The organism is Paenibacillus sp. FSL K6-2859 (genome assembly GCF_038008265.1).
GTDB classification, from domain to species: Bacteria; Bacillota; Bacilli; order Paenibacillales; family Paenibacillaceae; genus Paenibacillus_AQ; species Paenibacillus_AQ nitricinens.
In genome coordinates this window covers 5,509,335-5,531,999 of sequence record NZ_JBBOYU010000001.1, presented here as the reverse complement: position 1 = coordinate 5,531,999, position 22,665 = coordinate 5,509,335, and the positions used below count along the sequence as shown (strand labels likewise).

Annotated in this window: 19 protein-coding genes; 18 read left to right on the top strand and 1 reads right to left on the bottom strand. The window is 34.8% G+C overall.

Annotated elements, in window-relative coordinates; all coding sequences use genetic code 11:
* Nucleotides 1–41: 41 nt before the first annotated feature.
* From MHB64_RS24745 to MHB64_RS24675, 15 genes are all read left to right on the top strand, one after another.
* Nucleotides 42–1,874, top strand: a complete 1,833-nt coding sequence (locus MHB64_RS24745) for a polysaccharide biosynthesis protein (RefSeq protein ID WP_341135571.1) — start codon at nt 42–44, stop codon at nt 1,872–1,874.
* Between the two features lie 25 nt (nt 1,875–1,899).
* The gene (locus MHB64_RS24740) at nt 1,900–2,580 is read left to right on the top strand and encodes a hypothetical protein (RefSeq protein WP_280788286.1); all 681 of its coding nucleotides are present in this window, start codon (nt 1,900–1,902) and stop codon (nt 2,578–2,580) included.
* Between the two features lie 2 nt (nt 2,581–2,582).
* Entirely contained in the window at nt 2,583–3,587 is a 1,005-nt protein-coding gene (locus tag MHB64_RS24735; protein WP_280788287.1) for a copper amine oxidase N-terminal domain-containing protein, read from the top strand.
* Between the two features lie 89 nt (nt 3,588–3,676).
* Nucleotides 3,677–4,282 carry a sugar transferase gene (locus MHB64_RS24730; RefSeq protein WP_341135570.1) on the top strand — a complete coding sequence of 202 codons (606 nt, stop codon included), beginning with the start codon at nt 3,677–3,679 and terminating at the stop codon, nt 4,280–4,282.
* A gap of 109 nt (nt 4,283–4,391) precedes the next feature.
* Nucleotides 4,392–5,606: a glycosyltransferase family 4 protein gene (locus tag MHB64_RS24725; RefSeq protein WP_341135569.1), complete on the top strand. Its 1,215-nt coding sequence runs from the start codon at nt 4,392–4,394 to the stop codon at nt 5,604–5,606.
* Nucleotides 5,603–6,694: a hypothetical protein gene (locus MHB64_RS24720; protein WP_341135568.1), complete on the top strand. Its 1,092-nt coding sequence runs from the start codon at nt 5,603–5,605 to the stop codon at nt 6,692–6,694. The genes MHB64_RS24725 and MHB64_RS24720 overlap by 4 nt, the downstream gene beginning before the upstream one ends.
* A 217-nt stretch (nt 6,695–6,911) precedes the next feature.
* On the top strand, nt 6,912–8,174 hold the full coding sequence (locus MHB64_RS24715; RefSeq protein WP_341135567.1) for a hypothetical protein: 1,263 nt from the start codon (nt 6,912–6,914) through the stop codon (nt 8,172–8,174).
* Nucleotides 8,171–9,427: a glycosyltransferase gene (locus MHB64_RS24710; protein ID WP_341135566.1), complete on the top strand. Its 1,257-nt coding sequence runs from the start codon at nt 8,171–8,173 to the stop codon at nt 9,425–9,427. Before MHB64_RS24715 ends, MHB64_RS24710 begins: the two co-directional genes overlap by 4 nt.
* Before the next feature lie 86 nt (nt 9,428–9,513).
* Entirely contained in the window at nt 9,514–10,533 is a 1,020-nt protein-coding gene (locus MHB64_RS24705) for a nucleoside-diphosphate sugar epimerase/dehydratase (protein ID WP_341135565.1), read from the top strand.
* A complete protein-coding gene (locus MHB64_RS24700) occupies nt 10,533–11,651 on the top strand; it encodes a capsular polysaccharide biosynthesis protein CapF (RefSeq protein WP_341135564.1) in 1,119 nt (372 codons plus the stop codon). The genes MHB64_RS24705 and MHB64_RS24700 overlap by 1 nt, the downstream gene beginning before the upstream one ends.
* A complete protein-coding gene (gene wecB / locus MHB64_RS24695) occupies nt 11,652–12,776 on the top strand; it encodes a non-hydrolyzing UDP-N-acetylglucosamine 2-epimerase (RefSeq protein WP_341135563.1) in 1,125 nt (374 codons plus the stop codon).
* A gap of 48 nt (nt 12,777–12,824) precedes the next feature.
* Nucleotides 12,825–14,030: a glycosyltransferase gene (locus MHB64_RS24690; RefSeq protein WP_341135562.1), complete on the top strand. Its 1,206-nt coding sequence runs from the start codon at nt 12,825–12,827 to the stop codon at nt 14,028–14,030.
* Between the two features lie 894 nt (nt 14,031–14,924).
* On the top strand, nt 14,925–16,151 hold the full coding sequence (locus MHB64_RS24685; RefSeq protein WP_341135561.1) for a polysaccharide pyruvyl transferase family protein: 1,227 nt from the start codon (nt 14,925–14,927) through the stop codon (nt 16,149–16,151).
* A gap of 26 nt (nt 16,152–16,177) precedes the next feature.
* Nucleotides 16,178–17,587 (top strand): lipopolysaccharide biosynthesis protein, encoded by a 1,410-nt coding sequence (locus MHB64_RS24680; RefSeq protein WP_341135560.1) that lies wholly within the window; start codon nt 16,178–16,180, stop codon nt 17,585–17,587.
* A gap of 585 nt (nt 17,588–18,172) precedes the next feature.
* The gene (locus tag MHB64_RS24675) at nt 18,173–18,751 is read left to right on the top strand and encodes a YdcF family protein (protein ID WP_341135559.1); all 579 of its coding nucleotides are present in this window, start codon (nt 18,173–18,175) and stop codon (nt 18,749–18,751) included.
* Between the two features lie 227 nt (nt 18,752–18,978).
* Here the strand turns inward: MHB64_RS24675 and MHB64_RS24670 are convergent, their stop codons facing one another.
* Entirely contained in the window at nt 18,979–19,209 is a 231-nt protein-coding gene (locus MHB64_RS24670; protein WP_341135558.1) for a hypothetical protein, read from the bottom strand.
* A 446-nt stretch (nt 19,210–19,655) separates the two neighbouring features.
* Between MHB64_RS24670 and hemA the strand changes: the two genes are divergently transcribed.
* The 3 genes from hemA to MHB64_RS24655 are packed head-to-tail and all read left to right on the top strand — an operon-like array spanning nt 19,656 to nt 22,539.
* Nucleotides 19,656–21,053, top strand: a complete 1,398-nt coding sequence (hemA, locus tag MHB64_RS24665) for a glutamyl-tRNA reductase (RefSeq protein ID WP_341135557.1) — start codon at nt 19,656–19,658, stop codon at nt 21,051–21,053.
* A 5-nt stretch (nt 21,054–21,058) separates the two neighbouring features.
* Nucleotides 21,059–21,886 (top strand): cytochrome c biogenesis protein CcsA, encoded by an 828-nt coding sequence (gene ccsA / locus MHB64_RS24660; RefSeq protein WP_094873478.1) that lies wholly within the window; start codon nt 21,059–21,061, stop codon nt 21,884–21,886.
* Nucleotides 21,887–21,891: 5 nt separating this feature from the next.
* Nucleotides 21,892–22,539 (top strand): precorrin-2 dehydrogenase/sirohydrochlorin ferrochelatase family protein, encoded by a 648-nt coding sequence (locus MHB64_RS24655; protein ID WP_341135556.1) that lies wholly within the window; start codon nt 21,892–21,894, stop codon nt 22,537–22,539.
* Nucleotides 22,540–22,665 lie beyond the last annotated feature (126 nt).

Below are 22,665 nucleotides of genomic sequence, written 5' to 3'. Positions count from 1 at the left end.
TAGGTTCTTAAACAATAATGTTGTTTTTGGAGGCACTGAAAATGACAGCGAAATCTAGAGTGGTTCTATTATTCCTCATTGACCTAGCAATCATCTGGTTCAGCATTGTGACATCCTATTTATTTCGGTATCCTAACCACGCTCTTCAGGAATACGGTGCACAGATGCTGCAATTTGGCTTGATTGCAACATTTGCATTCGGGGGAAGTTTGATATATTTTGGTCTCTACCGTAGAATGTGGCAATATGCCAGCATTGGTGAGATTATATCGGTTTCTAAAGCCATTGTAGTAGGGTCTTTGTTTTCATTTGCCCTAGCTTATCTGATTTTGCCAGATAGAGTACCCCTTGCAATAGAAGTTAGGTCGATGGAGACCATTCTTTTATTAGTAGGTGGGGTTCGGTTTTTGTGGAGAGTACTCCATAATGACAGAATTAATTACAAAGACACTAAGACCCAAACACTAATTGTAGGTGCAGGGGATTGTGGAATACTAATTGCTCGGGAAATGATGGGTCCGTCTTTTGCTCATACGAAGCTGGTAGGTTTCATTGATGATAGTATCAATAAATATCATATGTCTATACTGGGTGTGCCCGTGTTAGGGAATCGTTACGCGATCCCCGCTATTGTGAAAGAACGGGAAATTCATGAGATTATTATCGCCATGCCCTCAGTTTCACGTACTGAAATCTCTGAAATTATTAATCTGGCAAAGAAGACCGGTGCTAAGCTTAAGATTATACCCGCACTTAACGATCTGATCGCGGGGAAAATATCCGTGAAGAAACTGCGAGATGTTAGTGTTGAAGATTTACTAGGCCGTGAGCCAATTATAGCGGATTTGAACAGTATCCTAGGGTATGTCCACCACAAGACTGTGTTAGTTACGGGGGCTGGTGGATCGATTGGTTCAGAACTCTGCCGGCAGATTGCGCCATTCGGCCCGGACAAGTTAATGCTGCTTGGACACGGCGAGAATAGCATTTATACGATTGAAATGGAGCTTCGTAAGCAATTTCCTGATCTGAATATTGTTACCGTAATCGCAGATGTACAGGACCGCAGTCGGATGATGGACATATTCAGTAGTCATAATCCACATGTTGTCTTTCATGCGGCAGCACATAAACACGTTCCATTAATGGAGCGTAACCCTTCCGAGGCGATTAAGAATAATGTGTTTGGAACAAGAAATGTTGCGGATTGTGCAGATAAATATGGTGCGGAGAGATTTGTAATGATCTCTTCAGATAAAGCGGTTAACCCAACAAGTGTGATGGGTGCAACTAAGCGGATTGCAGAAATGTATGTGCAGAGTTTGCATACCACGAGTAGAACGAAGTTCTCAGCTGTGCGTTTTGGAAACGTGCTTGGCAGTCGTGGAAGTGTGATCCCGGCCTTTAAACAGCAGATTGCTGTGGGTGGTCCGGTTACGGTTACTCATCCAGAGATGGTTCGTTATTTTATGACGATTCCAGAAGCTGTGCAGCTTGTAATCCAGTCGGGCTCTTTTGCCAAAGGTGGAGAAGTATTCATTCTGGATATGGGTGAACCGGTAAAGATTCTAACCTTAGCTGAAGATTTGATTACACTCTCAGGTTATGAACCCTATAAGGATATTGATATTCAATTCTCCGGTATTCGTGAGGGTGAGAAGTTGTATGAAGAGCTGTTGACGGATGAAGAAAATTTAGGTTCTACAGATCATGGAAGAATATTTATCGGTAGACCTAATGTAATCAGTCTGAATCAGTTGGAGCTGGAATTTAAACGTTTGGAACGTGTTCTCGCTGAAGAACCTGAAGTTATACGCGAAATAATCAATCAGATTGTACCGATGCAGCCCGTTGCCCAAGTTGCTATTAGCTAATTCATTCATAAAGGGGGATATGCAAGTGTTTAATAAACGATGGAAAAAGATCCTTTTATGGACGCTATCAGTCATTGTAGTTCTGGGTGTTGGTGGTTTGTTCGCTGCGAATTATGCGGTCGATAAGCTGATGAATTCTATGGTGGATGGTTTTGATCTGGAGTCTGAGGATCAAGTTAATGGTGGTCAAGATCAAGGAACTACACCTGAAGATACAGTAGTGGATGGTAAAGTCGATCCTGTAGCGTCTGCAACACCTACTCCATCAACAGATGATGTGGGAAGCAAAGATACTGGGGAAGCTGGAAAAGATACAACAGCTTCAACTACTAGTGAGCCTACGAAAACACCATCAACAGATTCGAAAGATGGCTCTTCAGATGGCTATACGGCACAGGTCTCAATAGATAAAGCTAAAGAAATTCAAGACAATGTTACGATGAAGGATAAGGCAGATGTAGCTGCTATTGTACTCGGTCAACTAAGTGTATCGGATATCAATCGGCTAAAAGATCTAGCTAAGGGTGGTCTGACGCTTGATGAGAAACGGGAAGCACGCAGTATCATCCTCGGTAAAGTTTCTGAAGAACAATATAATGAGCTTTCACAGGTAGCTAAGAAGTACGGCGTGAGTCAAGGGAAGACACGTGATCAAGTCCTTAAAGAGGAAGAGCAATTAAAAGCGAAAGAAAAGGGAAGTGAATAAGTATGTCTAAAGCAACGCTACCAGTCATAGCTCTATCGTTAATAGCTTCAATAGGGTTAGCACCCTTAACGGCATCTGCACCTATTTCCGTATCAGCAGCGGCGGTCCCAAATGCAACAACTAAGGCGGCAGCAGCAGCTACAGTCAAAGTACAAAGCATGAATGTGAAGATGGTTTTTGATGGAGCAAGTATTGGGACGCCTACAGGTCAATATGTATTCATGTACAATAATACAACTTATGTTCCATTACGCTTTATGTCATATGCATTACAAAAGAGTGTAGCTTGGGATGCTAAGAACGTTAAGGTTAATGTAGCAGAGCCTAGCAGTTCAGAGCTAGTTGTGATTAAAGAGTATCTAATGAATGCAACCAACGGGAATAGTGCTTCAGTAGTATCTAAGAATCTTGTACTCAATCAAGTGAAGGCAAGTTATGTATTTAACGGTGCAGCTAAGGCATTACCTACGGGGCAATCCAGCTTTATCTTGAATGGCTCCTTATATGTCCCTCTACGTTTTTTATCGGAATCTGTAGGTCATAACATTAGCTGGGATCAGAAGACGAAAACCATTACTGCTGCTTCTAAGGCTTATCAAGAACAAGGTGGCACTAAGGATACATCTCCAGTAGCGACACCAGTACCAACGGATTCAACCAGTGCAGTTAATGGTGGTTCAGCGGGAACTGGAAAGGTTTCTTATGAAACCATTACTAGTGAAACGGAAGCCAAACTTACTGCGCTTGAAGAACAAAGCCGATCGACATTAATGAGTATTGCGTTAGAATATTTCGGAGCAAAAGATGAAGCGAGTAAAAAGAGTATTAAGGCTAAAGGTGTACAACAACTAGCCTCATTAACTGCCAACTTCAACAGTATAATAGCCGACACTGAACAAAAACTGAACAGTAACGGATATAGTACGGAGATTATTAGTCAGTATAGAAGTAAATTTGAATCGACACTTCAGTCAGGGAAAAATGCGGCTGAGGCAATGAAAAACTAAACAAGATAAGACGATCATCTCTATGTCTCTTGGACATAGAGATGATGTACATAGATAGAAAATAGTAACTTAAAGGATCAGGTGAACTTATGAGACCTTATGTTTACGTGAAACAAACCATTGATTTTCTGTTGGCTTTAATCGGAATGTTAGTGTTATGGCCGGTCTTTTTGATCATCGCGATCGCGATTAAGACAAGCTCTAAAGGGCCTATCCTATTTAAACAAAAGAGATTAGGTAAAAAAAAATCGGAATTCTACATTCTCAAATTCAGAACGATGCGAACGGATACGCCTAATGATATGCCAACTCATCTATTGAAGGACCCAGATTTTTTTATAACAAAAGTAGGCAAGTTCCTAAGAAAAACAAGCTTGGATGAACTACCTCAGATTATTAATATCCTCAAAGGTGAGATGAGTATCGTTGGACCTCGCCCTGCGTTATGGAATCAGTATGATTTGATTGCGGAGCGTGATAAGTACGGAGCAAATGATATTAAGCCTGGATTGACCGGGTGGGCGCAGATTAATGGTCGGGATGAGTTGGAGATTGAGAAAAAGGCGAGTTTGGATGGGGAATATGTTAATAAGATTGGATTTATAATGGATGCGAAATGTTTCTGTACAACTTTAGTGAGTGTTACAAAAAGTGAGGGTGTAGTTGAAGGTGGATCTAGAAAATTTGAAATGTAGGAAGATGTGGTAAGTAAGATTATGTGATGTGAAGAAGGCTCTGAACCTCTATAGGGGACTTCAATAGGGCTGATTTAGTTAATTGCATTCATAAAGGGAGATATATGGAATGAAGCTGCTATTTATTACTACGGAAGGTTTTGATACTCCAGGGCCTAATAATCAAATGGCTATGGTTATGATAAATGATTTCATTGATGCGGGATATGAGGTTCATCTTGTACAGAGTAGAAGAAAAAAAATTAATCCTGATGTTCCCTCTATGTTGAAAGATAAGATTGGTTTTACATATGATGTAGTTGATCGGAAAATAATAGATAAAACTAGTTTCATAAGAAGATATTTGGATGAGGCATTGTTTGCAATCACCAGTTTTGGAAAATGGCGCAAGATCAAAGATATAGATCTTGTATTTTTACAATCTTGTCCGACTGTTATTTATCAGTTGCTAATGCTCAGAATATTCCTTAGAAAGCCGATAGTTTATAATATATACGATGTTTTTCCAGGACACGCCTATGACATTGGTGTAATTAAGAATAAGTTTTTATATAATACACTTAAATTCATTCAAAAAGTAACATATAAAATGAGCGCCATAATCACTGTTCTTTCGGATGATATGAAAGAGAAAATAATTGAGGAACAGGTTCCTGTTGGAAAAATAAAGGTAGTGCCTGCGTGGTATGATGATAAGGCTGTTAAAGAAATACCTTTAGAAGACAATAACTTTATTAAAAAATATAATATTTCCACAGATAAGTTTTATGTTCAATTTGCCGGAACAATTGGTTATGTTTTTAATTATAAGGCTATCTTGGAGGCTGCCACTCTACTAAAAGAAAATGAAGCAATTGTTTTTCAAATAGTTGGTGACGGAAATGTCAAACAAGAATTCATGAATGAAGTGAAAAATCGTAATCTTAGAAATATAATATTTTATCCTCTTCAACCGATAGAAATCGTTCCGGATGTATATAGTGCTTGCTCAATTTGTATCATCCCCTTAAATAAAGGCGTAATCGGGAATGGGGTTCCGAGTAAAGCACCTATTCTAATGGCCTGTCGTCGTGTGATAGTGAATTCAGTAGAGCCCGAGTCAAGGTATTCTACAATGTTCAATGATAATGGAATTGGAATATCTGTATCGAATAGTGATCATGAGGAGTTAGCGAAAGTTATATTAGATCTTTATCTTCATCCTGAGAAAATTACAGAGATGGCAGATAAGGCGAAATTATTTGGAGAAGAGAATTATTCTAGTACCACTAACACAAGAAAATATATTGAGATTTTAAATGAGCTAAAGGTGAACGCACTATGAAAATACTGTTAATTGGTTTTACAAAGATTGCTTATATGCCGTATATGAATTTTTATTTAAAGCAATTTGCAAATGAAGATAATGAAATTCACTTATTATATTGGAATAGAGATGGAAAAGATGAAATTCCAATCCCCGATTATGTGAAATTACATGAATTTAATTTTTTTCAAGAAGATGAAGTAGCCAAAATAAAAAAGATGACGAGTTTTCTAAAATATCGAGAAAAAGCCAAAAAATTATTAAAAAATCAAATTTTTGATCTTGTGGTCGTAATGCATACATTACCAGGCGTATTGCTATATGATGTCTTAGTAAAGTATTATCACAAAAAATACATATTAGATTATCGGGACGTTACATTTGAAAGCATAGGCTTTTATAAAAAAATTATTCATAAGCTAGTAAATCGTTCAGTTGCAACTTTTGTTAGTTCAGATGCATTTAGAGTTTATCTTCCTTTAGTCGATTATATATATACTTCTCATAACATTTTGTTAGAGTCTCTTAATCATAGAGATGTTAGGTGTAATGAATTGCGAGAGATTAAACCCATTAGAATAAGATATTGGGGGTTTATAAGGCATGAAAGTATCAATAAAGCTATTATTAAGAGTTTGGCTAATGATAACCGATTTGAGCTCCATTATCACGGAAGAGAACAAGAGACTGCATTTAACTTGAAAAGGTATTGCGGAGAAAATGAAATAGGGAATGTTTTTTTTCATGGTGAATATAAGCCAGAAGAAAGATATGAATTCGCAAGGAATACAGAAATTATTCATAATCTATTTGATAATGATAGGACAATGCAACCCGCAATGGCAAACAAATATTATGATGGATTGGTTTTTTATATCCCTCAACTCTGTAATGAAGGTTCTTTTATGGGAGAACAATTAACTAAGAGTGAAATTGGTATTAAGTGTAACCCTTATGATAATAGCTTCTCCGAGGATCTATTTAAGTATTACAATTCAATTTCATGGCCCGATTTTATACGGAATTGTGATAGAGAAATAGATGGAATTCTGATTAGTTACAATAAAGGGCAATTAGCATTACGAAATATCGTAAAAGATAAGTAAACTTCTTTTGAGGCTTTTATGATATTGAACGGCGTTGATAATTTAGTTGTTATCTATTATTTTTTATAGAAAACTGCAACGAAGCAACGAATCTGTATGTTAAGTTCTATCAACTAAAATATTTATTGGTAAAAATTAAAATATTTTTTTGGCTGATGCTACTTATGATAGTGGTTAAGAAATATTGATTAAACAAAAATAAGTGGGTGCATAAGAATTGCCGAAACAATCAATAAATGAGATAGAGTTTAAAGAAAAACGAAGTTCATATATTATTATTTTCCTTTTAATTTATATCACTTCTTCTTACTTCGCTACCATATCAGGACTTGTATCTGGAACTATTTGTATAGTGGGTTTAATTTTCATTTCTATTTTAAGTGTGATCTTGAATAATAGAAATTTTAAAGAAAATTTTAATCTTAAAAGTTATTTGTTGTTGCTATTACTTATTATTGTTTCATTGGTATCATCTTTCATTTATGGTGATGGCATTTACAATCATATTATTATACTAAGTGCTGTGATTTCTGGTTATTTAGTAACATTAGCATATTCCTTTGAAAGATTTATAAATGTATATCTTAAAATAATGTATTTTATATCGGTATTTTCTATAATTGTTTATTTAATAGTATCTTTCGTTCCATCTATATTAAACTTCACCCCTGTTATTGGTTATAGAGTAGGGGTTGAGGTTCATAATTTGTTTTTTTCTGTCGCTTTACCTGGAGCTGAATTTAATAGAAATTATGGTCTGTTTTGGGAGCCAGGTGCATTTCAAGTATATTTAAATTTAGCATTGATTTTCGAATTGTTTACAAAAAAAACAGTAAGAAAAAGATACGTTGTAGGATTTATTATTGCAATTATTACGACATTTTCAACCACAGGTTATATTGTTCTTGTTCCTATTTTATTAGCATATCTAATTAACAATGGAAGAATTAATATGAACTACAAAAAAACTTATAAATATTTTTTGGTTATAAGTTTACTTTCATTTTTGGTACTAGAATTTATGCCTGAAGAGTATATTCGTTTAATATTCGGAAAGCTAGAAGGAGTATTCTCTGAGGGTGGTAGCACAAACTTTTCAACAACTGTAAGGGTTAATGCTATTGTTTTTCCGTTTTATGAATTTATAAGATCACCTTTAATAGGTGTTGGTTATAGACAGTATCTTGCAATGGCTGCTGAGAAAATCTTTACAATGCCGACATTCACCCCAATTAATTGGTTTGCTCTTTTCGGTCTATTATGGGGAGTTTCATGTAATTATTATTACTTAAGAAATATCATGCATTTTAAATCTGGTAATATTTCAAGGTGTCTTATAGCTATAGCATTGTTGTTAGTGATAATGAGTGAAGATTTTATTAGAATTGCCTTTATGTATGTATTAATTTTCTATGGAACTAAAAATTTTAAACGTAATAAAAAGAATCTAAATAAACCTTCTTTTGGAGGGGAATTATGAGAACTGTATTGTTTTTAGTCGGTGAAAAATCATCAGCTAATGGAATCTGTGTGGATGCGGTAATGAAAGAAATGATAGATAGAAACTATAAGGTCATCTGTATAACTAATGAAGAACATGATTCGCTTAAAAGTGAGATAAAAGATGGAATAATTTATAGAGTAATAAAACCACGCTTAACTTATCGTTTAGATAAATGGTGTAACTACCGATCTGGAATTATGTCCAAGTTAGTTAGCAAATTGTCTTATTCTTTAAATAAACTTAAATTATTATTAAGTATTTCTACATGGCCACTAATCTCTCCTTTATATACATTTCGTTTTTATAAAGAAGCTAAAAGGATATTCTTGAATGAAAGCTATGATTGTATCATTTCCACCTATACACAAATAGATACTATCATCGCAGGATATTTAATTAAAAGAAAATTTCCGGTAGTAAAGTTTGTTCCCTACTTTTTAGATTCACTATCAGGTGGATATGGACCAAAGGTTTTCTCAAAGGAGTGGACTAGAAAAAGAGGATTAAAGTGGGAAAGGGGATTACTAAACGATGCTAGTAAAGTAATTGTAATGAAATCAAGTCAAAAACATCATGAGAGATTTAGCACGTCCCAAAAATACTATTCAGAGATTCGATATCTTGATATCCCTTTATTAATTGAAAATAAAATTGAATTAGAACGTACTAACATTCTTGATCACAATAAAATAAATTTAGTGTATATAGGATCAATACCTTATCATATTAGAAATCCAAAATACATTCTAGAAGTCTTTAATAGACTGAATCTAGAAAACTGTGTTCTTACAATAATTGGTACTAATACTTGTCCTCAGATAATCAGGAATGCGCAAGAAACCTGTATTAGAAATCAAATTAATGTAATTGATAGTATATCGCATGTTGAGGCAATGAAGGTAATAAGGGACGCTGACATTTTAATTAATATCGGAAATAATATTACTACGATGGTCCCAAGTAAAATTTTTGAGTATATGTCTACAGGAAAACCAATAATTTCTACATATCCAATCGATGATGAGCCAAGTTTAGCTTATTTGAAAAATTATCGATTGTCATTGTTATTGAATGAAAAAACAGAAAGTATTGAAGATGATATTTTAAAAGTAGAAAGATTTATTGTATCTAGCAAGAATCAGAAAGTAGATTTTTATGAATTAAATATAAAAATGTATAAAAATACGCCACAAGCATTTCTAGATGAGATAGAATCACTATTTGAATAAAGACTCGAAATCGAGTCATCTCTTATCAATATAAGAATATTAAAAAAATGAGAAGAAATATTAATTTATATGGGAGAGATAGTTAAATGTTTACAAATAAAACTCTTTTAATAACTGGTGGTACAGGTTCGTTTGGAAATGCTGTAATGAAAAGATTTTTAAATACTGGTATTAAAGAAATACGTATATTCTCAAGAGATGAGAAAAAACAAGATGACATGCGAAAGCAATATAAAAATGAAAAACTAAAGTTCTATTTAGGCGATGTACGTGATTTATCTAGCGTGAAAAATGCCATGCACGGTGTCGATTACATTTTCCATGCTGCTGCATTGAAACAAGTACCTTCATGTGAATTTTTCCCGTTAGAAGCAGTGAAAACAAATATATTAGGAACGGATAATGTACTTACAGCCGCTATTGATGAAGGTGTAAAAAAGGTTATTTGTTTATCTACTGACAAAGCAGCATATCCGATTAACGCTATGGGAATCTCAAAAGCTATGATGGAAAAAGTGTTTGTTGCAAAAGCAAAAACAGTAGATCCTAATAAGACATTGATTTGTGGTACACGTTACGGAAATGTGATGGCTTCTAGAGGCTCAGTAATTCCATTGTTTATTGAGCAAATAAAGAATGGAAAGCCTATCACAGTTACTGATCCTAACATGACTAGGTTTCTAATGAGCTTAGAGGAAGCCGTAGAATTAGTAATATTTGCATTTGAGAATGCTGAAGCTGGAGATATTATGGTCCAGAAATCGCCTGCATCAACTATTGGTGATCTTGCACAAGCAGTCAACGAGCTATTTCTTACTGATAATGAGATCAAGGTCATTGGCACCCGACATGGGGAAAAATTATATGAAACGTTGCTTACTAGGGAAGAACATGTTGTAGCTCAAGATATGGGAGGCTTCTATAGAGTACCAGCAGATAATAGAGATCTAAATTATGATAAGTATTTCGAGTTAGGTGATCAAAAATTATCTTCAGAAAATGAATATAATTCACATAATACAGAAATGTTGAACATTGATCAAATTAAGAGGAAATTAGTGGAGTTAGATTATGTTCAAGAACAATTGAGAGGCAGGATTTCATAATGAATAATATTTTAATCACTGGCTCAGAAGGATTTATTGCTAGGAATCTTATAGCGGAACTGAAGAATCAAGGTAACTTAAATATATTTGAATATTCTCGAGAAACAGGTCAAGAATTACTAGATCATTATTGTAAAACGGCAGACTTTGTATTTCATCTTGCTGGAATAAACCGTCCAAAAGATAAATCTGAGTTTATGGATGGAAATTATGGGTTTTTGTCGATATTATTGAATACTCTTAAAAAATATCAAAACAATTGTCCGATCATGATCTCTTCTTCTGTACAGGCTCAATATAATAATGATTATGGAATTAGTAAAAAAGCATGTGAAAAATTGCTGTTAGAATATAGTGAAGAAACAGGATCTAAAGTTTTTTTATATCGACTTCCAAATGTATTTGGAAAATGGTGTAAACCAAATTACAATAGTGCTATAGCGACTTTTTGCTATAATATTGCTCATGATTTTTCTATTACGGTAAATGATCCTGATGTTGTAATGAATTTAGTTTATATTGATGATTTAGTAGAAGAACTAGTACTTATTTTAGTTAACAATAAAAATTTAAAAGGTGATTATGTCAGTGTTCCAGTAACTTATACTGTCACTCTCGGAGCGATTGTTGAAATGATTTATTCTTTTAGAAAAAGTCGTGAAACGCAATCTATTCCAGATATGTCTGATGCATTAACAAAGAAATTATATAGTACATATCTTAGTTATTTACCTGAAGATCAATTCAGTTATCATTTGAAAATGAATAAAGATCAAAGAGGATCTTTTACAGAATTTATTAAGACCCCCGATCGAGGGCAGGTATCTGTTAATATTTCTAGACCAGGTATTACTAAAGGAAATCACTGGCATCATACTAAGACTGAAAAATTTCTCGTAGTAAGTGGTAAAGGTGTAATTCGATTTAAAAAAATTAATTCTGATAAGATTATAGAATATTTTGTGAGTGGTGAAAATTTAGAAGTTGTTGATATTCCTGTTGGATATACGCATAATATCCAAAACCTTTCTAACGATTCGGATATGATAACTATTATGTGGGCAAATGAGCAACTTAATCCTGAGAAACCTGATACTTTCTTTTTGGAGGTGAAGTAATTGGAAAAATTGAAGGTTATGACAGTAGTTGGTACCCGACCTGAGATTATTAGGCTTTCTGCAGTAATTAATAAATTAGAACAGTCAAATGTAATTGAGCATACACTTGTTCATACTGGTCAAAATTACGATTATGAGTTAAATGAAGTGTTCTTTAAAGATTTTAATTTAAAAAAACCACAATACTTTCTTAATGCTGCTACTGGAACGGCAGTGGAGACGATAGGTAATATTCTTATTAAAATTGATCCTATTATGGAACAAGTTAATCCAGATGCCTTTTTAGTATTGGGTGATACAAACAGCTGTTTATGCGCTGTTGTTGCAAAAAAAAGACAGATTCCAATTTTCCATATGGAAGCAGGTAATAGATGTTTTGATCAGAGAGTGCCTGAGGAAACAAATAGAAAAATAGTAGATCATATTGCAGATGTTAATTTAACTTATAGTGATATTGCTAGAGAGTATTTATTAAGAGAAGGGTTACCTGCTGATCTGATTATCAAGACGGGAAGTCCCATGTTTGAGGTTCTTAACTCAAGAAAAGAAGATATAAAGAAATCGGATGTATTAGAGAGACTAGAACTAAAAGAAGATGATTATTTTGTAGTTTCAGCTCACAGAGAAGAAAATATTAATTCGGAAATCAACTTTATGAATTTAGTGGATACGTTGAATTCTATTGCGGAAAAATACAATATTCCAATTATTGTGAGCACTCATCCTAGAACAAAAAATATGATAGATGTCAAAGGTATTAAATTCAACCCACTAGTAAGGATTATAAAACCCTTAGGATTTAATGACTACAATAAGCTTCAAATAAATTCAAGGGCTGTAATTAGTGATAGTGGAACTATTAGTGAAGAGTCATCTATTCTTGAATTCAAAGCTTTAAATATTAGACAAGCACATGAAAGACCAGAAGCTATGGAAGAAGGCTCAGTCATGATGGTAGGTCTAAAAAAAGATAGGATTCTACAAGGACTTCAAATACTTGAAACTCAAAAAAAGGGATCTATGAGGTTGGTGGAGGATTACTCCAAAGCAAATGTCTCTGATAAAGTACTTAGAATAATTATCTCGTATACTGATTATGTGAATAGAGTTGTTTGGAATAAATAATAAGATCATTTGGCTTAATATAGCTCTATTTGGAATAGAAGGTGGAAAATGAGTTCAAAGCTGAAAATATTACATATCAATTCTGGTAATTTCGGAAGTACAGGAAGTATTATGATGAATATTTCTGAAGCAGCACAAGAAAACGGACATACTTCTTATATATCCTATGCTAATTCACGAACAAATAATAAGAAACAGATAGATAATGGAATCTTGATCGGAAGTATCGTAGAAAGAAATGCTCATTTGAAATTGGCATATTATACTGGATTTAACGGTTCATTTTCCATTTTGTCTACGAAACGTTTTCTTAAGAAGATTGATGAAATAAAGCCTGATATTATACATCTACATAATCTGCATAACTGTTATATCAATTTAAAATTACTGTTTGAATATATCAAAAAGAGGGATGTTCATGTAGTTTGGACTTTGCATGATTGTTGGTCGTTTACTGGTCAATGTCCACATTTCACTATGGTTAAATGCGAAAAGTGGAAGACTCAGTGTTATGAATGTCCTCAATATAAAGAATATCCAGCAAGTAGAAATGATATGACTAGTTATATGTATTCTCTTAAAAAAGTATGGTTTAATGGTGTCAAAAATTTGACTATTGTAACACCTTCACAATGGTTAGCAAATGAAGTGAAAAAATCATTCTTGAAATGTTATCCAGTCAAAGTGATAAATAATGGGATCGACTTGAATGTATTTAAACCGATAACAAGTAATTTCAGGGATGAAAATAATTTATCTAATATGAGGATCATACTTGGAGTCGCAAATCCTTGGAGTAAAGGTAAAGGGCTGGATATCTTTATCGAGTTGGCGGAGAAATTAGATGAAAAATATAAAATAGTATTAGTGGGATTATCATCAGAACAACTGACAAATCTTCCTAACAATATACTGGGGTTACCTAAAATTGATGACGTTAAAGAATTAGTGGGTATTTATAGCTCAGCTGATTATTTTATGAATCCTAGCATAGAAGAGACTATGGGACTTGTTACGGTGGAATCAATAGCATGTGGAACACCAGCTATTGTTTCGAATTTCACGGCAGTGCCAGAGATGATTAATTCTGGAAGTGGTGTAGTAATCAAAAATTATAGAGTTGAAGATTTTTATAATGCAATTAAATCCGATATTAAATTCAAACAAGAAAATCTTTTGAAATGGGCTAGAAAGTTTGAAAAAAATCAAAAATACAGCGAATATATTTTGTTATACGAATCTATATTTGAATAATATAATAGAATCCTCAACGGGGAAAAATGAAAAAAATAGTAATTTAGACTTAAAACCAAAATCGTCGGTAGATTTTGATGTTACGTCGTTTCTTCTCAATCCTCCTTACTCTTTGCTTCATTTGAAGTTAATCTCTTATTATTAGAAATTCTTGGAGCATTAATTACGACAGTCAAGGCAAAAAAACTATAAATGGCTTGGCTATACCAGTCATCTTGCCTTAGATACACCCAGTCAATATATTCTGGGAGTACTGCTTTCATTAGGAAGTATGAACGACTGGTGTAGTTATGATTATGAGCCCATTTACCAAGAGTTTCAGAAAAGTGACTTACAAGTATTAATTGAATATAACCAAAGGCAAGAACCCGAGTTGGAGTGTTTAGATGCAAATTTCGTAGCAACCTACTTCCGTTGACATTCCTACCGTTATGTGAGTTAGTATCTAAAGTGCGAAATAATGAGATGCGTTTACTGAAGGATTGTGGAATTGTCTTTTGGTAAACTAGTCCAAAGTAAAGATTACTATAGATTTAAGAGAATGTACTGTCCAACTCGTGGTAGTGTTCTATGAGAACTTATCGTAAAACAAAGACCAGTAGAGGAGTGTATTAATGCTTATCGCAAAGAGTTCCTTTAGTTAAACAATGTGAGACATCACACTGGAACCAAACCGCTATTGTTTTATATCTCGTTACTTTGGGTTGCAATATTATGAGGTCGATCATTGATCGGATGAACAAACAGCTAAAATCTTAAGCTGCATAGTTTTGAAAAATGATAAATTTACTAATTAGAGTAGAGTAGTTAATTCAATTTTACGACAATTCTTAATGAAATTGATAAAGTTTTTAAATCAAAAAAAGATTTATTGAAAATAATTTGGAGGATACTATGAAGAAAGCAATGATAGTTAGTTTTTTTAAGAGTAACAATTTAGGTGATCTGGCATTAAGCCATTCGATTGAGCAAATTATAACTAATCAGGGTTATAGTATAGAAAAAATTGATTTTCCTACTGTTTCTTTCATTGAAAATTCTTTTACTATGCTTAATCATGATTTGATAATTGAAAAAAAAAATATAGATAAAAGTAAAAAGAAAATTTTACAGAAAAAAATAAAACAAAGTATTAAAGCAATTATAGGAGAGTCTCAAATTAAATATATTCTGTATATTGTTTCAAAATTAAAGAATACTTTTAAATGGAATATATTCAAAAAAAAAATGAGGGATAATGATATATTAGTAATTGGTGGAGGAAATATGATCATGGATACTATAAATACATGGCCCGACATATTTCATACATATTGTAAAATAGCTAAAAAACTTGATAAAGAAGTATATATATTATACGTTGGTGCAGGTCCAGTGAATAATGACAAAAGTAAAAAAATTTATAAAGAAACATTTAAATATGCTGAAAAAATATCAGTAAGAGATCCACTTTCAAAAAAAGTATGCGAAAACATAGCTGAAAAAAAAATATCTATTGTTGAAACAATAGACCCTGTTTTTTCTATTTTGATAAACTCTTATGAACAAAGAATGTCTACTTTAAATGAATTAAAGAAGACACTCGAGTTCAAAATTGGTATCTGTATAATTGGAAAAGAGTGTTTTAACACAAAAAATGATTATGATAAGTATTTATTAGTATTAAAAAAAATGTTGAACTGTCTGGTATTGAAATCATCGGGTACAATAAATTTTGTATTATTTTCTACTGAAGCATTAGATTATATTGCTATTAATGAATTTTATTCTATGGTAAATAATTATAGAAACATTAGTATTGTAGAAGTGGAAAAAATAAATGATGTCATTGATCTTTATGAAAATTTACATTATTTAATTGGTGGTCGGATGCACTCATTAATATTTGCGCAAAAATGTTTATTACCATTTTTGGGCATTGTTTGGCAAGATAAGATCAATGGTTTTGGTCAAGTTACTAATTCATCAAATAGAATTTTTGAAGTTTCGCTATTATATAAATCAATTGAAACAGTAGCTGATGATATATTAGGAATGATGATAAATCCAAAAGTTATAATAAATATGAATGAAACTAATAAGGCCTTACTTGATCTTGTAGAGTTAGGTAGTATAAGCTAACACTTTAATATTTCGTTGGGGGAAATATGAATAAATACAATAAATTGGTATCTAATTCAGTGATATTTGCAATAGGTAATTTCAGCTCAAAACTTATAACTGTTATTATGCTTCCTTTCTATACTTCATATCTTTCACAATCAGACTATGGACAAATTGATTTAATGATAACTACTATAGCTTTATTATTGCCATTATTAACACTTAATATAGTAGAAGCTGTTATAAGATTTAGTTTAGATAAAAAAAAATATTCCTATGGTGATGTATTAACTAATGCACTGATGTTTTTATTGTTTGGTGTGTTAATTTTACTTATGATATATCCAGTTCTTATTCACATACAATTCATAGGCGAATTCGTAATTTTATTCTACTGTATATTTATAGCACAATCATTTCACACGATAATTAAACAGTTTGCAAGATCAATTAATATGAGCAAAGTTTTTGTGATAAGTGATATACTATATACTATTTATTTTGTATTATTTAACATTTTATTTATTTATTTTTTTCGTCTAGGAGTCCAAGGGTACTTCTTTTCAATGATTATTGCATATATCCTAGATTTATTTTATTTACTAAAAAGAACAAATGCAAGACAATTTATTAAGAGAAAATATATAGATAAGTCAAAAATGAAATTAATGTTTTTATATTGTATACCTCTTATCCCAAATAATATAATGTGGTGGATACTGAATATTTCTGATAAATTCTTAATAACATATTTTTTGGGATTGAGCGCCAATGGTCTTTATGCAGTTGCTAGTAAGTTTCCTTCTATAATCGCTAATTTTCATGGAGTATTTTTTAATGCATGGCAAATTTCAGCGGTAGAAGAATATGAAGAGTTGGATAAGGATGAATTCTATTCGAATATTTTTAATGTGTTTTTCTTTCTCATGCTAATATTTTCATCAATATATATGATATTTAATAAATTTATTATCGGAATGCTCGTTGCTGATGAGTTTTATTCAGCTTGGAAGTATGCACCTATATTAGTTATGGGCGTCGTGTTCTCTAGTTTCTCTGGATTCATTGGGACTAATTATATTGCCATGAAAAAAACAAGAGGTGCTTTATATACATCATTATTTGGTGCATTAACAAACTTTATATTAAATTTAATTTTAATACCATGTTACGGCATATATGGTGCATCAATAGCCACTATGATAAGTTTTGCTCTTGTTTGGTTGTTAAGAATAAAAGATACAAGGAAATATGTTAAAATAAATTATCCTATTATTAAAATGATATTTGCATTAACTCTAATAATGACACAGCTTTCTTTAAATTACTTTAATTTTGATAGTGATATATTTGGAACTCTAAATATTGTATTTTGTTTATTGCTATTTATTTTAGGGTATGAATATTTTAGAAGGCCTATATTATCGTTATTAAGAAAAATTGGCCTGAGGTAAAGTTTATTTAATAGTACATGTATGATAATTCTATATAGCTCAGGCTTCTATAGAAGAACTTTATAATATTAAACTTCATAATGTAAATTTTTCAACTATTAAATGAGAACTCATTCTTTTTAAAATAAATCTAAAGCCTATCTGAAAGAATACATTTAATTGAACAGCATTCGTCATCGCGGAGTACTTGTAAATTAACCGTAGTTCGCTTGAACCAATGCGTTAAAGCAAACAAACGGGTAGCGTAGCCCATAATTTTTTTTAATATGCTTGCATAAATATTTGGTTATTTTGACTGTTTTGAAGATACTTTATGAAATTGACTCAATTTGTAGTTAATTAAAATAGTATTCAAAATATTAAGGAGTTATCTTTAATATTGATGTGATGAACTAATATGTATTATTTCATATAGTTACGATATTAAGTAAATGCTAAACTGGAAAAAAATTATGTTTTTGTGTAACATCCTCGATATTAATACTACTAATATTGATTAAAAGAGCAGACAAGAGGATTTTCAAATATTAAAGTGTCAAGGAAAATATAAATATGATAAATAGAAAAAAACTTATATATTTTTTTATGATAGTTATTGTACTTGGTGGTTTCTTTGAAGCAGGCAACTCACTAATATTTTGTCAGATACCCAAACAATCCGACGCCATTATCATCCTAAGCGGAGGCCAAGACCGGATAAAAAAGGCTGTTGAGTTATACAATTTTGGCTACGCTCCCAAAATTATTCTCTCTAACGCCAAAGAGTTAGCAAGTTCTGCAGGCGATATGCTCCAAACCGCACTCAATCTCGGTATACCCAAAGAAGCAATCTATACCGAGAATGCGGCGGAAAGCACTTATCAGAACGCTGAGTTTACTCTCCCTATAATGAAGGGACACAATTTTCAATCTGCGATCGTTGTTTCCTCTGAATTTCACATGCGGAGAGTAAAGCTGCTTTTTGATCGTGTGTACAAAGATTCAGGCATTGAACTTACATATGTCGGATCTACTTCTGGGTATAATGCTAAACGTTGGTGGAGTGATCGAAAGAGTGGGGAAACTACATTCAACGAGTATGTTAAGATGATAGGGAACACCTTTGGCTATAACGGACCAGAGGCAAAGAGAACGCTTGATCAGATTAAAAGCTGGTTTCGCTAGGCTCTTTTTTTCAATACTATCAACTTTTATGAGGTGATCGTAATGAACCAAAACAATTTTGTATGCAAATCTTGTGGTGGAACTTCTTTTGTAAAAGATGCGGGGAAGTCGCTTTGATAAAAGTAGATAAGCCCGAGAAGTTTTAAGAGTTGCTCATTGCTCAACCCAAACACCAAAATAAAACTCAGCAGAATTATTTTATCCCATACAGCGGATTAACTATATCTTTAATATCCTGGCGAAGCGGGAAGGGCGTAACTATATTGCTCTGCTTTGCCTATTTCTACGCTCTCTTCATTAGTATTAGTAACGTTTAAATACAGCGCATCAGGTTTAATAGGAAACTTAATTTTGATCTTTCCCCCGGGTTTCGAAACTGTAGCTTGATCTTTTATTGTTTTATAAAAAGTATCCGGATGCAGAGGATTTGAGCATCTTCCTACCTCTTTCACCAGCATGATGAACCGGCAACATAATCTATTTTCGTTTGATCTAAGTTTATAACTGGTCATACAGGCTCGTCAGGTAAAACTGTGTGATTAGAGCAGCCTGTAATCAATATCGCTAATGTAATGGCACAGGAGAGAACTATTTTTCCAATCATATCTTCCCTCCTTAAATACGTTATTGCTTACTTAGACTCTACATTGCTTAATCTGGTTGCAAAATTTATTCAATTTATAACTACATAATCCTTCCAAATCGTAGCTTTGTTACGGTTTTTTAATTATAATAATTATTATCTGGATTTCATAAAGCGTTCAAAAAATCTGTAAAAAGTCGTATTTTCGTGTGATATACTTAACACAGTGTTTTGAGATGTTGTGAAAGTGAATATTATGTAAAATATTCGTTAATATAACTGTACACAGTAATGAATAGAGACTAGGATGGTGAACTATCGATGCACATCGTCGTCGTTGGCCTGAATTATCGTACGGCTCCTGTGGAGGTAAGGGAACAGTTTGCTTTTGCGGAGAGTGATCTTCCGGCAGCGCTTCATCAATTGATGAAGACGAAGGGTGTGCTGGAAGGGGTCGTAGTAGCCACCTGCAACCGTACGGAAATTTATGTGGTCATGGACCGCCTTCATATGGGAGGTTATTTCCTCCGCGGCTTTATGGAGCAGTGGTTTGGAGTGAAAAATGAGCAATTTGCACAGCATATGTATATATATGAAGACGAGCAGGCGATTGCGCATTTGTTCCGCGTGACCTGCGGCCTGGATTCCATGGTGATTGGCGAGACGCAGATCCTGGGACAGGTGCGAAGTTCTTTTCTCACGGCTCAGGCTGAGGGTGTAACTGGAACTTGGTTCAATCGGTTATTTAAACAAGCGGTGACACTCGGCAAAAGAGCACATAGTGAAACGTCAATCGGCGAAAGCGCAGTATCTGTCAGTTATGCGGCAGTGGAGCTGGGCAAGCGGATTTTTGGCATGTTCACTGGTAAAAGAGTTCTGATTCTCGGCGCCGGCAAAATGAGTGAGCTCACTGTAAAGCATCTATATAGTAGTGGTGCGGCTGAAGTGATTGTCGCTAACCGTACGCTGTCGCGTGCGATTGAACTGGCAGAGAAGTTCTCGGGTAAGCCGAGCACGATTGAAGAGGCGCTAAAAACTCTTAATGAGGTAGATATCGTGATCAGCTCAACGGGAGCTGACGGCTATGTACTTTCGGCAGATCAGGTAGCGAATGCTATGAAGCGTCGCCCTTCGCGGCCGCTTTTTATGATTGATATCGCTGTACCCCGTGATATTGATCCTGCAGCGGCTAATGTGCCAGATGTTTTTTTGTATGATATTGACGATCTGGAGGGCATTGTGGAGAGTAACCTGGAAATGCGCCGGAGTGAAGCTGCGAAGATTGAAGTGATGATCGGTGAGGAAATGGATGAGTTCCAGCTGTGGCTTAAGACGCTTGGCGTGAGACCGGTAATCCGGGCGCTTCAGGATAAGTCGAATGCGATTCATGAGGAAACGATGGAGAGTCTGTTCAATAAGCTGCCTGAGCTGGACGAGCATCAGCGCAAGGTGATCCGTCGCTTGACCAAAAGCATTGTGAACCAAATGATGCATGATCCAATCAATGTAATTAAAGAGATGTCCGGTGGCAAGCAGGGGAATGAAGCGCTTGATTATTTCTCCAAAATCTTTGCGCTACAGGAACAGCTCGAATCCAATTCAGATGGCGGAGATTCCGCCCCGGTTAAGCAGTCTAGTTCCACAGAACGTACTGCCGGTAGCGGCGATTTTTCTGTGCCTAAGACGGTGCTTGCTCCGGCAGGCCTGTTGGGTAGGTGAGTGATATGCAACTGCTGAACGGAATATATGATGCCGCTCTGCTGCTATATGCCCTGAGCCTGCTGTTTGTTTTCTCGGATTGCCTTTATCGCAACCCGAGTGGGAAGCGGTTAGGCACGGGGCTTCTTGTTGTTGTGGGTCTTTTGCAAGCTACAGGACTCGGGATTCGTTTCTCTCAGGAGAAGGGGCTGCCCATTTTTACACCTTATGATTTCTTGTTCTGGTTTGCATTTAGTATTGTTCTGACTTCGCTTGCGGTGGCTTTTACACGTGGAGGCGAGTTTACGATTCTGCTGCTTAGTGTGGCTGGATTCTGTGTTTTTCTGCTAAATCGGGTTTGGCTGACGGCGGGTGGGCATACGCTTGAGACTTGGAGCTCGGTGTATGGCTGGTTGACAATGCATGTGATTTTGGCCAATTTGAGTTTTGCTGCACTGACACTTGGGACGGTATTTGCCATATTGTACTTATTCCTGCACACCAGACTCAAAAGTAAGCAATGGAGTGATCGAATTCGTCGTTTGCCGAACTTAGAGACTACAGATAAATATTCTTACACCGCTATTCTGGTGGGGACTCCTTTGCTGGCAATCTCTCTGGTGGTGGCTAGCTTATCTATTGTTTCTGAGGGACGGACACTATTATTGAAGGATTTAAAAGTACTAACGACACTGATTGGCCTTGGAATTTACATATTTTATATTATCTTTAAGAAATCCGGGCGGAAAAGTGGAGTAAGTATGGCTCGCTGGGCGATTTTAGGATATGCTTTTACTATCTTGAATTTTTTGTTGAATTCTTTGTCTGGTTTTCACGGCTGGAGCGGGGAGTGAAGAGCATGACTCGGTATTTGCCCATAATGCTGGATTGTGAAAAGCAACAGGTTGTGGTTATTGGCGGTGGTGCCGTGGCTGAACGGAAGGTGAGTGGGCTGCTGGAAGCTGGAGCGGTGGTTAAGATGATTAGTCCCTCTTTGACAGATACGCTTGCCTCTCTAGTGAAAAAGGGTCTCATGACCTGGCATGACCGCCCTTATGCTCCCGGAGATCTCCGTGGGGCCTTTCTCGTATATGCAGCCACTAACGATAGAACGGTTAATGAAGAGGTTGCGCAGGAGTCTAGGCGACTTGGCATTCCTGTGAATGTGGCTAGCCATGCGGAAGCGGGGGATTTTATTACGCCCGGAGTTGTACGTAGGGGTCGTTTGACGGTGGCTGTATCTACTTCGGGTGCTGGTCCGCTTGCGGCTGCGAAGATTAAAAGTGTGCTTGAAGAGGCGCTGGATGCGGCGTATGAGCCATATTTAGATTTTGTACATACCATGCGAACCCGGATTAAGGAAAAAGAATCTTCTGCTGAAGTTCGTGGAAGGCTTTTGCGGAAGCTTGGGGCGCTCGATGTGTTGAATGAGATGAGAAACGGTAGCTTTATTGCGTGGAGCCTGGAGGATAGGGATGTTTGGATTGCTAGTCATCGGGCGGAGTAAAAGTGCGCGTGGACACTGTGAAGATTAGAAAATTGGGTTAGATTAATGATATGAGTAAAATAGGCTACTAGTTAAGCTAGTTCGAATAGTGGTGTCAGTAACGTTGTATTGGGCTGAAGTGGCTGG